Raw genomic sequence first — 12,309 nt, forward strand, 5'->3', positions numbered from 1 at the left:
GAGTCTTACAGCCTGTTAATGCGGGATAAAGTTCCACCCTTATTTTATAATAATAAGATAAAACTTTCATTAGCAAAGCTTTATACATACAAAGAAATAACAAAGAGCCTCACTGTAACAGCAAGACTCTTTTTCTATCCTTGTCTATTCAATAGAGAAAATGAAAGAGTAGAGAGGTTGATTTCCGTTGTGAACTTCAACTTCCACATCTTCAAACTTCTCTTCTACGAATGCAACTAACGCATTTGCTTCTTCATCAGATGCATCTTCACCTTGTAAAATCGTTAAAATTTCGGAATCTTCATCTAGCATAGCTTCTAATAATTGTTTCGCAGCCCCTAATTTTTCTGTGTCCGTCGATACAATTTTCCCTTCAGCAATACACATGAAATCATCTTTATTAATTTCCACACCGTCAATTTCCGTATCACGTACTGCATACGTAATTTGACCTGTTTTCACATGAGAAAGTGCTTCATTCATACTTACTTCATTTTCATCCATTGCTGCGGCCGGATTGAAAGCTAACATTGCCGCCATGCCTTGTGGAACTGTTTTCGAACGAACAACAACTACTTCTTGCTCTACAACAGATGCCGCTTGCTCAGCTGCCATTACGATATTTCCGTTATTCGGTAAAATAATCACTTTTTCAGCATTTGCTTCTTCGATTGCCTTTACGATATCTTCCGTACTTGGATTCATCGTTTGGCCACCTTCAATTACTTTTGTCGCGCCGATGCTTTCAAACAACTCTTTAATGCCAGATCCCATCGCTACAGTTACAATACCGTACGACTGCTTTTCAACAGGTTTCTGAGGCTCCACGCGCACAGTAGGCTCATCTAATAGCGCCGTATGCTGTTCACGCATGTTTTCAACTTTAATATTGATTAAGCTACCGTAACGTTGACCGTAGTTCATTACTTCACCAGGATGCTCTGCATGAATGTGAATTTTCACGATTTCATCATCAGATACAACAAGTAAAGAGTCGCCATGAACACTTACATCTTCACGGAATTTTTGCTCAGAGAAATTATGTTCTTTCACTTTCTCTGGATCTAGCTTAACCATAAATTCTGTACAGTAACCGTATGTAATATCTTCTGTACTCAATTGACTTTGTACACTACGGTGATGCTCTGCACGTACCATCTCATCCATAGACGTTTGCGTCGCCTCTTCAGGAGAGATCGTCTCACCTTTTAATTCAGCTAAAAATCCTTCATACACAACAACAAGCCCTTTACCACCACTATCAACAACACCTACTTGTTTTAGTACCGGCAGTAAATCTGGCGTACGATTTAAAGATGCATTTGCTTCTTTCACTACTTCTTCCATAAATAAAACAAAGTCACTTTGTTTTTTCGCAAGAGCAACTGCATGCTTTCCAGTTTCTCTTGCTACTGTTAAAATTGTCCCTTCAATCGGCTTCATAACAGCTTTATATGCAGTCTCTACACCTGCATCTAAAGCATTCGCAAAGTCGACTGTCGTTACTGTTTCTTTTTGCTCAATAGACTTCGAGAACCCGCGGAATAATTGAGATAAAATTACTCCTGAATTACCTCGAGCACCCATTAACAATCCCTTCGCCAAGCTCATTCCAACTTTTCCGGCATGCGAAGAAGGGTTTGTTTTCACTTCTCGCGCACCTGAAGTCATGGATAAATTCATGTTTGTACCAGTATCACCGTCTGGAACAGGAAAAACGTTTAAAGCATCAACTAGCTTGACGTTATTTGTTAAGTTATTTGCCCCTTGGATAATCATTTGGGCTAAACGCTTCCCATCAATTTTTTGAATTGACACAGATCTTCCTCCTTAATGCACATTACAAGTTTGTTACTTTAACTCCTTGTACATAGATGTTCACAGAGTCCACTGCTAGTCCTACTGTTTGATCTAATGTATATTTTACTTTCGTTTGAACGTTGTGTGCTACTTCTGAAATCTTTGTACCATAGCTCACAATAATATACATATCAATATGTACTTCATCATTCTCTTTACGAACGATTACACCTCGTGTAAAGTTTTCTTTTCGTAGAATGTCTGTTAATCCATCTTTTAATTGATTCTTTGACGCCATACCAACAATCCCGTAGCAATCTACTGCAGCGCCTCCAGCAATTGTTGCAATTACATCTGTACTAATATCAATTTGACCGTACTTCGTTTTAATTTCAATTGACATCTCTTTTCCCCCTTATGAAATGGTGAAAGTGAGCTAAACTACTTTAGTTACTATCATATAATCTTTTTTAAAAAAATTCCATCGTTCTTTACTCTCTTGCCCTGTTATATATGAAATAAAGCAGCACTTTTTTTAGGATGAGCAAAATAGTCCATTGTTATTATACAACATAGAGTACTATAGTATGTCAAGGGAATTTTCTTGATTTATCTTTTTCTTCTCTGCAGTTCTACTAAAAGTAAAAAATTCTTCTTTCATTTTTAGTAGAAAAATTAATTTTTAACTCAATACTATTCGATACTAAAGACTGTCAAGGAAATTTTCTTGATTTCTTTTCGGTATTGTGTTGCATTCTCTCATTAGTTATGTTAAATTGTAATAGTGTTTTTAGCATCGCATAAAAAGGCTAACATTGAAAAAATTACGTAGGTTAAGGTAGTTAAGGAGGGAAATATAGATGGCTCGTGTTTGTGCTATTACTGGAAGAAAAGCTCGTTCTGGTAACTCACGTTCTCACGCAATGAACGCAACAAAACGTAAATGGGGCGCTAACCTTCAAAAAGTTCGCGTACGCATCGACGGTAAAGTTCAACGTGTTTACGTTTCTGCTAGAGCATTAAAATCTGGCAAAATCGAACGTGTTTAATAATAAAAAAGAGAGCCTTTAGGCTCTTTTTTTATTATCCACATGAAAAAAGCACCAATAACAGGTGCTTTTTTTATCCCTTTTTTAAGGTATTTAACACCGCGCGGACAATTCCACCAAGAAATTTCGGTAATTTTATTGTATAAAATCTCATGGTTTCCCTCCTAATCCCCATTACTTCACTTGTTCAATATATGCGCTCTCATAAAATTTGTTTCTTCAATCAGTGCTTCTTACCATCATTAATATGCCGGTAGTAAATGAAAAAGTACCTTTTTCCACAATGAGTTCATTACTAATACAAAGAGTAGAGCCCCACTGAATTGTTTGATTTGTTAAAGGATATTTAAAACCTCGTAAAGTTATACCATCTACTTGTTCACTCATTGGTACAAAAGATACATAAGGAAACTGTGTACTCTTTGCAACATAATATGTACCAGGTTTCTGAACTGAAATTTCATTTTTATTATCTACAACACTCATTTTTATATTTGCATGTAATCCTTTTAATAACATTTGAATATTCGCTAAACTATGATCTAATCTTCCCCCAGTTGCACCAAAAATACGAATTTCCATTGGTTTTTGTGCGATTGCCCAGCGAATTGCAATTTCTAAATCCGTTTCATCCTTTTCCTTCGCTACAATATGTAAATCATGCTTTTGCTCTTGCATCCAAGCCAACTCTTCTTTCGTAACAGAGTCATAATCCCCAAAAGCAGCTACAGGTTTTATTCCAAGCTTTAACAAGCGGTATACGCCCCTATCAACCGCCGCCCATATTACACCATCACTTTCATACAACGAAAAATCTGCACAGTTTTCTGTTGGACCACCTGCCAAAATGTGTATAATCATATCCTCTCTCCTCCTAATCAATATTTATCCCGCACGAATGAGTTGTAAGACTCCCACCTCAAAACTTGAGAGAAGCAAAGAAACTTACCGTAAAAACGCAATTTGTTCAACCAATTATTACTCTTTCACTTGCATCGAATTTTAAAATAAAAATAGTGTCACTTACAAACAACAAAACAAAAAGGTAATCTGTCAATGGACAGATTACCTTTTCCAACAAACAGTCTATCTCGCTAATTGCGAACTGTAAAAATAGGACGTAAAAGTCCTATTGATTCGATTCTCATACAGTTTATAGCTTTATCCCTCATTAACGGAATGTATTAGATGAGAGAGTAAAAGCCCAATTCTTCCTGCGAGAACGAAGAATCCCCCTACTGATTGAAGGAGTCACTTTATTTATCCTTACTTAGCCACGAATAGCTGCGATTGCCGCACCACGATCTTTTTCGTTATATACAGCAGATCCAGCCACAAGAACATTCGCTCCTGCTTCTACACATAATTTTGCTGTTTCAGTATTCACACCGCCGTCTACTTCGATCTCTACGTTTAAGTTGCGCTCTTGAATCATATGAGCAACTTGTTTAATTTTTGGTAGTACAGAATGAATAAATTTCTGTCCTCCAAAGCCAGGGTTTACTGTCATAAGTAGTACCATATCAATATCCTCTAGTACATGTTCAATAGCTGAAACAGGTGTATGTGGGTTTAGTACCACTCCAGCCTTAATTCCTTGAGACTTAATTAATTGAATTGAACGATGCAAATGAGGACATGCTTCTACATGAACTGTAATAATATCTGCTCCCGCTTTTGCAAAAGCGGGAATATACATATCAGGATTTTCAATCATAAGGTGTACATCAAGTGGCAATGATGTAATTGGACGAATCGCTTCTACAATTAATGGACCAATCGTAATGTTCGGAACAAAATGTCCATCCATGACATCAACATGTATGTAATCCGCTCCACCTTTTTCTACATCCTTAATTTCTTCTCCTAGCTTTGAAAAATCTGCTGATAAAATCGATGGTGCAATTTTAATCATAACTAATACCTCGGCTTTCTCTCTCTAATTTCTTCTATAAATTGAACATAATGTTCATAGCGGTAAGAAGTAATTTCCCCTTCTTCTACAGCATCTTTCACTGCACATTTTGGTTCTGCAAGATGTGTACACCCTCTAAATTTACAATATTGGCTCGCTTCTTTCAACTCTGGAAAACAATATGTTAAATCTTCTACTTCTATATCAATAAAATCAAGAGAACTAAATCCAGGTGTATCTGCAACAAGTCCACTTCCTACTTCAATGAGTTCTACATGTCTTGTCGTATGCTTACCACGCCCTAGATGCGATGAAATACCACTTGTTTTTAATGCTAAATCCGGACGTAAAACATTAAGTAACGATGATTTCCCAACACCAGACTGTCCTGCAACAACAGAAACTCGCCCCTCTAAAAATGGCTTTAATACATCAATACTTTCGGAGGCACTTGTTGAAGTGAATATCACATCATAACCAGTTGCTCGGTAGTCATTTGCATACTTCTCTACGAGTTCTCGTTCTGATTCACTAACTAGGTCCATTTTACTAATACAAATAATCGGCTTAATATCATGGAACTCAATCAATACTAAAAAGCGATCTAATAAGCCCGGATTAAAATTAGGCTCAACAGCTGAAAACACAAGAATTGCTTGATCTATATTCGCGATTGGCGGACGAACAAGTTCGTTTTTTCTATCAAGTACTTCTAATACATACCCCTCACTTGGGTTATCAGCTTGAAATACAACATGATCACCAACAAGGGGTGTCACCTTATTTTTTCGAAACACACCACGCCCTCGGCATTGTGTAACTCCTTCTTCATGCTGTACGTAATAAAATCCGCTTAAAGCTTTCACAATTTTTCCTTCTGGCATAAAATCCTCCTTTGTTTCCCACCACTAAACCGCACTTTACACTTTCAACTCTCATACTACTATTGATCAGTCGGATACGGCACTTCTTGATCAACAATCGTCACACCATCTCGAACAATTTTGTAATGTCCCTTCTCTCCCTCTTGCAAGATGAAATCAAGAGAAAGCGTGATAGACTCTGTAATCATCTTCGTATCAAACGGCTGATCCATCGTGTGATTCATATCTTGTTTATAAATTTCAACCTTTTGCTCTTTATTCTCTTCTTCATTTTCATTTTCGTATGGAATTGAAATGTTATTGACAGTAACCGTTTTCGTTAGCTTTTCTTTTTTTCCTTCAGAAACAACTACTGTTACTTTAGAACCTTCTTTTAACAACGTTCCTGCTTTTGGAGATTGCGAAATTACAAGGCCTTTCTCTGCCGTTTCTGAATGCTCTTTCTTAATGTTTACTGTAAGCTTTTTATCATTTAAGTAATTTGTTACACTATTTTCTGTCCAACCTGAAAAATCACCGAGGCGAATTTGTTGAGGGCCTTTACTCACCCAAACTTTTACATCTTCTTCTTCCTCCACGATAGGTTGAGCAGCCTCTGGAATTTGTTCAATGATTTTCCCAGCTGGTTCATCACTTTCCACATAATATGGAATGACAGCTTTAAACCGATCTTCTAGCTCTTGTTTTATAACCTCAAACTCTTTTCCAACCACATTTTGCATCTTCTTTTTCTTTTTTCCGCCAGATTGAAAAATTGTAATCTTCGTATCTTCTTTCACAACTCTTCCAGCTGCAGGACTTGTTTTAATAACTTTCCCCTCTTCTACATCATCTGTATGTACAACGTGTGGGTCTCCTATCTCAAAGCCTTTATCAACGAGGACGTTCACAGCCTTTTCATACTTCATTCCAGATACATCTGGAATTTCTACTTCTTTTGGAATAAAAAATTTAGGAATAACAGTCAAAGCTAATACGATACATAAGGATAACAATACAAAAGTAATAAATAACCCTCTTAACCATTTACTACTTTTACTTTTTTGTTTTTTATGTTCTAGCTTCCCCTTTTTATCCTCCGGTTGTTTTGTCGTTATAATAATTGTTTCATCATTTGCGGCTTCAATTAATTGTTCTTCTTGAATGACTGGAATTGCTCTCGTCGCTTCCATATCTTCTGGTATACGAAATGCTTCTTCATTCATCCGCTCTGGATATAGCGCTGTTTCAATTTCACGTTTCATAGCAGTCACAGATTGATAACGGTGAAACGGATCTTTTGCAGTTGCCTTTAAAACAACATTCTCTACACTTTGTGGTATATCAGGGTTCCATCGTTTTGGAGAAGGTGTTTCGTTTTGCAAATGCTTAAGCGCAATCGAAACCGCAGACTCCCCTGAAAACGGTGGCCTACCCGTCAACAATTCAAACATAACAATACCTAATGAATAAATATCAGATTTCTTAGTTGCAATGCCACCACGCGCTTGTTCAGGAGATAAATAATGTACTGATCCAAGAACCGAATTCGTTTGTGTAATTGTAGTTGCACTCGTTGCCGTTGCAATTCCAAAGTCTGTAACTTTTACAACCCCGTCATCTCTTACTAAAATGTTGTGCGGCTTAATATCACGGTGAACAATCTCAAAGTGATGAGCATGTGCCATCGCCGCCGTCAACTGCTCCATTATATCAAGCGCTTCTTTCCCAGGAAGCATACCGCACTGCTGTATATATTGTTTTAATGTTTGGCCAGGTACATATTCCATCACAAGATAGTAAATTCCATCTTCTTCACCAACATCATATATATTTACGATATTAGGATGTGATAGTGTCGTAACCGATTGTGCCTCTCTATGAAAACGCTTAATAAACTCTTCGTTATTTGCATAATCAAACCGTAATACTTTCACTGCAACATCACGATCTAGTATATCATCATGTGCTAAATATACATTGGCCATACCGCCGCCGCCAATCATTTCAAGCAACTTATATCGATCATTTAGGTGTCTTCCAATCATCACGTTGTCATTCACCTACTTTCATTCGCCAAATCCGTATAATCAACAATTACAAGAGTAATGTTATCCTCTCCACCAAGCGCATTTGCCTGCCCTATAAGATGTTCTACCTTTTCTTCTAACGACTCATTAGATTGCAAAACCCTCTGCATCTCTTGCATCGTCACTTTATTTGATAACCCATCTGAGCAGAGTAACAATTGGTCACCTTCTTCTAATATTAATGTTTTCACATCTAGGGTCACTGCTGATTCCGTTCCAAGCGCTCTAAGTAACACGTGCTTTCTCGGATGAGATTCGGCATCTTCTTTTGAAATCTCTCCATGTTTGACAAGTTCATTAACAAGTGAATGATCTTCTGTAATAAGCGACATATGCTCTTCAGACAGTGTATAACAGCGACTATCTCCAATATGCCCAAGCGTAACAAAATGCTTTGTACAAATAGCTGCAACAACTGTTGTTCCCATTCCACTACATTCTGGATGCTGAACCGAGTAATTATAAAGGCGCTCATTAATAATTTCTATATGGTTATGTAACCATTCTTCCGCTTTCTTTGGCGTATCCATGTTATATGTTTGTTTCCAATAATCATAAAATAACTGGATTGCCATCGAGCTGGCAACATCGCCCGCTCGATGACCTCCCATTCCATCTGCTACAACCGCTAATATATCTCCATCTAAATTCTGAAACACTCCTGCACAATCTTCATTATGCTGACGCACTTTCCCTTTATCTGATAGAAACACGGCTTTCATCACTTCACCTCGTCTCTTCTTTGCGCTCCTTTGCACGCAACTGACCGCAGGCTGCATCAATGTCATGACCTTGTTCACGGCGAATTGTCACATTCACACCACGCTCTTTTAATGTTTTTTCAAACAAGAAGATTTGCTCGCGCGGCGTTCTTACATAATCTCGCTCTGGTACGTAGTTAACTGGAATTAAGTTAACATGACACTTCACACCTTTTAACAGCTGCGCCAATTCCACTGCATGTTCAACCTGATCATTTTCTCCGCCAAATAGTCCATATTCGAAGGTAACACGGCGACCCGTTTTCTCAATATAATATTTAATAGCCTCCATTAAGTCAGGTAACTTATACGCACGGTTAATTGGCATTAATTTTGAGCGCAACTCTGAGTTTGGAGCGTGCAACGAAATCGCAAAATTAATTTGCATATCTTCTTCAGCAAATTTGTAAATTTTCGGGATAATACCACTTGTAGAAACTGTCATATGACGCGCTCCGATATGAAGACCTTTCTCATTGTTTACGATACGTAAAAATGCCATTAACTGATCATAGTTATCAAAAGGCTCTCCAATACCCATTACAACAAGAGAGCTAACGCGCTCTTCCGTTGCATCTAACTCACGTTGCACTTCAACAACTTGCGCTACAATTTCACCAGCTTCCAAGTTACGCTTTAATCCACCAAGCGTCGAAGCACAGAACGTACAACCAATGCGACAACCAACTTGCGTTGTTACACAAATCGAATTTCCGTACTCATGTCGCATTAACACTGTTTCAATTGAATATCCATCATATAATTGGAATAAAAACTTAATCGTACCATCGGAAGATGTTTGCTTTACCAATGTCGTTAAAGTTGTAATCTCAAAGGAATTCGACAATTTTTCGCGCAATCCTTTTGAAAGGTTTGACATATCTTCAAAACTTTTTACACGCTTTTTATATAGCCAATCAAAAATTTGTCCTGCACGGAACGTTGGCTCCTTCTGTTCCTTTAACCACTCTTGCATTTCATGAATCTGCAAAGAATAGATTGAAGGTTTTTTCGTTTCAAGATTTTTCTTTTGTTTTTTCACAGTTGTTTCCATGATGCTACACCTTCTTTCTTAAACAAGCAATATAAAATCCATCCGTTGCAAAATAGTGCGGTAAAATCTGCACTTCTCCATTTTGTACATACGGCGCTACTTTATTTGGCAATCTTTCTGTCATCGACATATCCCTCTCGAATTCAGGGTGCGATTGTAAGAACTGCTCTAACACTTGTTCATTTTCCACTTTTTCAATTGTACACGTACTATAAACAAGGCGTCCTCCTTTTTTCAATAAAGGAGCTACCTTCTCTAAAATAGATAGCTGAATTGTTGCTAGACGCTCGCTATCTTCTTTGTTCTTTCCTAATTTAATATCTGGCTTACGGCGAATGACACCAAATCCCGAACAAGGAGCATCAACTAATATTTTATCAAAACTCTCAGCTTCAAATTGCTCCTGTACTTTCCTTGCATCGAGTGCTTTCGCTTCAACATTTTCAAGCTGAAGTCGCTTCGCTTGTTGCTCAATTAAGCGCACTTTATGAGGGTGTAAGTCCAATGAAACGACTTTACCAGTCCCTTGTAAACGCTCTGCTATATGTGCTGTTTTCCCGCCAGGAGCAGCACAGCTATCAAGGATAGTGTCGCCAATTTCAGGAGAAAGCGCGCGTGCAACAAGCATTGAACTTTCATCTTGAATTGATAACAAACCATTTTTAAATGCTTCTGTATGCGCGACATTTCCTTTTTCGATTTGAATCGCGTCTTCTGCTAAATCACCACGTTTCGCTTCAATCCCTTCTGCTTCTAATGTTTGTAACATTTCTTCCACAGATGTTTTTGAAACATTCACTCTTGCAGTAGGAACTGGCGGAAGTAGATTTACTTCACACATTTTCTGTGCCGTATCTATTCCGTATTCATTAATCCACTCTTTAACAAGCCACTCTGGATGACTTGTTGCAATTGCAAGACGCTGCTCTTCATTTTTAATCTCATCAAGAGACGGCACTCCTTCACGCTGAATAGAACGAAGGACACCATTCACCATTCCAGAAATTCCTTTATGACCACGCTTCTTTGCAATCTCTACAGCTTCATGAATTGCTGCCCGCTCTGGAACACGATCTAAATACAGCATTTGGTATAAAGAAAATCGAAGCAATACTTTCACCCACGGTTCGACTTTTTTACGCAAAAATGGCTGTAAATAGTAATCGAGTGTATCACGACGCTGGATTGTTCCGTATACAATTTCCGTTAACAAGCCCACATCTTTTTTATCAATATTATTTTTCTCGATTAAATTATTAAGAAGCAAGTTACTATATGCACCGCTTTTTTCGACTTGCATTAAACCGTCAAGTGCTAATTCACGAACATTTTGTTTCATGCATCTGCTCCTAACTGCATACCAATTTCAAGTTTCGCACCACGTAAGAAGTCGACTCCACTCATGCGTTTCTTCCCTGATGGTTGTAGTTCTATGATTTTAATTGCTGTCATATTCGCTGTCGCCACAACAAAACCATCTTCTTCTATCGCAATGATTGTGCTAGGTTCTTTTTGCTCTTGTACAGCAACTTTCTCACCCCACCATACTTTTACAACTTGTCCGTTTAATGTTGTGTAAGCAACAGGAAATGGATTTAACCCACGGATATGGTTATAAATTTCTTCTCCACTACGCGTCCAATCAATTTTTTCTTGCTCACGTTTAATATTGTACGCAAATGTTGCCTCTTCATCATTTTGTTTAATTGGCTCTAGCTTTCCTTCTAATAGTAGAGGTACAGTTTTTGATAGTAATTCAGCTCCAGCCACACTTAATTTATCGTGCAGCGTACCAACTGTTTCACGCTCCTCAATCGCTACCTCTACTTGTGTTAAAATATCTCCCGCATCTAACTTTTCAACCATATACATAATTGTAATGCCCGTTTTTTCTTTTCCTTGAATAATCGAGTAGTGAATTGGCGCACCACCGCGAAGTTCTGGAAGTAATGAAGCGTGGACGTTAATACATCCATACTTTGGCGCTTCTAAAATTTCTTTCGGTAAAATTTGTCCAAACGCTGCTGTTACAATCAAATCTGGATTTAGCGCCAATACTTTTTCATACTCATCTTGCTCACGAATTTTCAGCGGTTGTAATACCGGAATTCCATGTTTTTCAGCCTCTACCTTTACAGGTGGTGGCGTTAACACTTTCTTTCTACCTACTGGGCGATCTGGCTGCGTTACTACGCCAATTACATCATACCCATCTTCAATAAGACGACGAAGCACCGGTACAGAAAAGCCCGGTGTTCCCATAAATACAACTTTCACCATTATAAAAACTCCTTTTACATTTCCTCTAATTCATTTTCCTCATAGTATCTCGTCACTTTTGATGTAAATAATACACCTTCCAAGTGATCGATTTCATGTTGAATTGCTCGCGCAAAAAACCCTTCTGCTTCTATTAAAAACACTTTCCCACGACGGTTTTGAGCTCGTACCTTTACATACTCAGCACGCTCCACATCACCATAAAGCCCTGGAAAACTTAAGCAGCCTTCGGGACCTACTTGTTTACCGCGTCGCTCTAAAATAACCGGGTTAATTAGTTCAATTTTCCCTGTATCATCGCCAATATCAACAATTGCTACTTGTAAACTAACACCAACTTGTGGTGCTGCTAATCCAACACCATCTGCAAGTAACATTGTTTCATACATATCTTTTAAAAGTTTCACTAACTTTTTATCGAAGTTCATCACACGTTGGCATGGTGTTTCTAACACTTCATTTGGATGTTTTACAATTTCTAAAGTTGCCATAATTCT

Annotated in this window: 13 protein-coding genes; 1 reads left to right on the top strand and 12 read right to left on the bottom strand. The window is 38.0% G+C overall.

What is annotated here, in order from left to right; genetic code table 11:
- Positions 1 to 144: 144 nt before the first annotated feature.
- A complete protein-coding gene (locus BAMA_RS02380) occupies positions 145 to 1,818 on the bottom strand; it encodes a DAK2 domain-containing protein (protein ID WP_034635735.1) in 1,674 nt (557 codons plus the stop codon).
- Between the two features lie 22 nt (positions 1,819 to 1,840).
- The gene (locus BAMA_RS02385) at positions 1,841 to 2,203 is read right to left on the bottom strand and encodes an Asp23/Gls24 family envelope stress response protein (RefSeq protein WP_034635736.1); all 363 of its coding nucleotides are present in this window, start codon (positions 2,201 to 2,203) and stop codon (positions 1,841 to 1,843) included.
- A gap of 457 nt (positions 2,204 to 2,660) precedes the next feature.
- Between BAMA_RS02385 and rpmB the strand changes: the two genes are divergently transcribed.
- Complete coding sequence (gene rpmB / locus BAMA_RS02390) at positions 2,661 to 2,849, top strand: 50S ribosomal protein L28 (RefSeq protein WP_000124776.1); 189 nt, start codon at positions 2,661 to 2,663, stop codon at positions 2,847 to 2,849.
- A gap of 73 nt (positions 2,850 to 2,922) precedes the next feature.
- On the opposite strand, the gene spoVM is transcribed toward rpmB, so the two are convergent.
- From spoVM to def, 10 genes are all read right to left on the bottom strand, one after another.
- Positions 2,923 to 3,003: a stage V sporulation protein SpoVM gene (gene spoVM, locus BAMA_RS02395; RefSeq protein WP_034635737.1), complete on the bottom strand. Its 81-nt coding sequence runs from the start codon at positions 3,001 to 3,003 to the stop codon at positions 2,923 to 2,925.
- Between the two features lie 65 nt (positions 3,004 to 3,068).
- Positions 3,069 to 3,710: a thiamine diphosphokinase gene (locus tag BAMA_RS02400; protein WP_034635738.1), complete on the bottom strand. Its 642-nt coding sequence runs from the start codon at positions 3,708 to 3,710 to the stop codon at positions 3,069 to 3,071.
- 409 nt (positions 3,711 to 4,119) lie between these two features.
- A complete protein-coding gene (rpe, locus tag BAMA_RS02405) occupies positions 4,120 to 4,764 on the bottom strand; it encodes a ribulose-phosphate 3-epimerase (RefSeq protein ID WP_034635739.1) in 645 nt (214 codons plus the stop codon).
- A 2-nt stretch (positions 4,765 to 4,766) separates the two neighbouring features.
- Complete coding sequence (gene rsgA, locus BAMA_RS02410) at positions 4,767 to 5,648, bottom strand: ribosome small subunit-dependent GTPase A (protein WP_034635740.1); 882 nt, start codon at positions 5,646 to 5,648, stop codon at positions 4,767 to 4,769.
- 59 nt (positions 5,649 to 5,707) lie between these two features.
- Positions 5,708 to 7,678 carry a Stk1 family PASTA domain-containing Ser/Thr kinase gene (pknB, locus tag BAMA_RS02415; protein WP_034635741.1) on the bottom strand — a complete coding sequence of 657 codons (1,971 nt, stop codon included), beginning with the start codon at positions 7,676 to 7,678 and terminating at the stop codon, positions 5,708 to 5,710.
- Between the two features lie 8 nt (positions 7,679 to 7,686).
- Positions 7,687 to 8,439 carry a Stp1/IreP family PP2C-type Ser/Thr phosphatase gene (locus BAMA_RS02420; RefSeq protein WP_034636215.1) on the bottom strand — a complete coding sequence of 251 codons (753 nt, stop codon included), beginning with the start codon at positions 8,437 to 8,439 and terminating at the stop codon, positions 7,687 to 7,689.
- 4 nt (positions 8,440 to 8,443) lie between these two features.
- Positions 8,444 to 9,532 (bottom strand): dual-specificity RNA methyltransferase RlmN, encoded by a 1,089-nt coding sequence (gene rlmN / locus BAMA_RS02425; RefSeq protein WP_034635742.1) that lies wholly within the window; start codon positions 9,530 to 9,532, stop codon positions 8,444 to 8,446.
- A gap of 4 nt (positions 9,533 to 9,536) precedes the next feature.
- Entirely contained in the window at positions 9,537 to 10,871 is a 1,335-nt protein-coding gene (gene rsmB / locus BAMA_RS02430; RefSeq protein WP_034635743.1) for a 16S rRNA (cytosine(967)-C(5))-methyltransferase RsmB, read from the bottom strand.
- The gene (fmt, locus tag BAMA_RS02435) at positions 10,868 to 11,812 is read right to left on the bottom strand and encodes a methionyl-tRNA formyltransferase (protein WP_034635744.1); all 945 of its coding nucleotides are present in this window, start codon (positions 11,810 to 11,812) and stop codon (positions 10,868 to 10,870) included. The genes rsmB and fmt overlap by 4 nt, the downstream gene beginning before the upstream one ends.
- A gap of 14 nt (positions 11,813 to 11,826) precedes the next feature.
- Entirely contained in the window at positions 11,827 to 12,303 is a 477-nt protein-coding gene (gene def, locus BAMA_RS02440) for a peptide deformylase (protein WP_034635745.1), read from the bottom strand.
- Positions 12,304 to 12,309 lie beyond the last annotated feature (6 nt).

The organism is Bacillus manliponensis (assembly GCF_000712595.1).
GTDB classification, from domain to species: domain Bacteria; phylum Bacillota; class Bacilli; order Bacillales; family Bacillaceae_G; genus Bacillus_A; species Bacillus_A manliponensis.

Bases quoted from the DNA above. Each gene is read 5' to 3' on its own strand.
- BAMA_RS02400 (WP_034635738.1), bottom strand. From the start codon at position 3,710: ATGATTATACACATTTTGGCAGGTGGTCCAACAGAAAACTGTGCAGAT.
- BAMA_RS02385 (WP_034635736.1), bottom strand. From the start codon at position 2,203: ATGTCAATTGAAATTAAAACGAAGTACGGTCAAATTGATATTAGTACA.
- def (WP_034635745.1), bottom strand. From the start codon at position 12,303: ATGGCAACTTTAGAAATTGTAAAACATCCAAATGAAGTGTTAGAAACA.
- rlmN (WP_034635742.1), bottom strand. From the start codon at position 9,532: ATGGAAACAACTGTGAAAAAACAAAAGAAAAATCTTGAAACGAAAAAA.
- spoVM (WP_034635737.1), bottom strand. From the start codon at position 3,003: ATGAGATTTTATACAATAAAATTACCGAAATTTCTTGGTGGAATTGTC.
- rsmB (WP_034635743.1), bottom strand. From the start codon at position 10,871: ATGAAACAAAATGTTCGTGAATTAGCACTTGACGGTTTAATGCAAGTC.
- fmt (WP_034635744.1), bottom strand. From the start codon at position 11,812: ATGGTGAAAGTTGTATTTATGGGAACACCGGGCTTTTCTGTACCGGTG.
- rpmB (WP_000124776.1), top strand. From the start codon at position 2,661: ATGGCTCGTGTTTGTGCTATTACTGGAAGAAAAGCTCGTTCTGGTAAC.
- rpe (WP_034635739.1), bottom strand. From the start codon at position 4,764: ATGATTAAAATTGCACCATCGATTTTATCAGCAGATTTTTCAAAGCTA.
- BAMA_RS02420 (WP_034636215.1), bottom strand. From the start codon at position 8,439: ATGAAAGCCGTGTTTCTATCAGATAAAGGGAAAGTGCGTCAGCATAAT.
- rsgA (WP_034635740.1), bottom strand. From the start codon at position 5,648: ATGCCAGAAGGAAAAATTGTGAAAGCTTTAAGCGGATTTTATTACGTA.